Annotated in this window: 2 tRNA genes; both read left to right on the top strand. The window is 50.5% G+C overall.

Going from position 1 to position 303, the window contains the following annotated elements:
* The first annotated feature begins 35 nt into the window (after positions 1 to 35).
* Positions 36 to 111, top strand: a tRNA-Glu gene (locus KO531_RS22275).
* Between the two features lie 118 nt (positions 112 to 229).
* Positions 230 to 302, top strand: a tRNA-Glu gene (locus tag KO531_RS22270).
* Position 303: the final 1 nt, after the last annotated feature.

Genomic DNA, 303 nt, shown 5'->3' with positions numbered 1-303 from the left:
ACAAAGCTCGGTTACGAGTTAAAACATAAGTCCGGGTCCCCTTCGTCTAGAGGCCTAGGACACCGCCCTTTCACGGCGGTAACAGGGGTTCGAATCCCCTAGGGGATACCACATTTTGGTTCCTAGCAAATAACTAACGAGTTGTTTGGTAAGAACAAGGCATTTGCTTCCTAGCCTACTGAAGTGAATGTGTTACAAAGCTCGGTTACGAGTTAAATCATAAGTCCGGGTCCCCTTCGTCTAGAGGCCTAGGACACCGCCCTTTCACGGCGGTAACAGGGGTTCGAATCCCCTAGGGGATAC

Origin of the sequence: Shewanella sp. NKUCC06_TVS (assembly GCF_019345515.1) — a bacterium.
GTDB lineage: Bacteria > Pseudomonadota > Gammaproteobacteria > Enterobacterales > Shewanellaceae > Shewanella > Shewanella oncorhynchi.
Note: the sequence above shows the minus strand (reverse complement) of the source record. Positions and strands in the feature narration are given on the sequence as shown.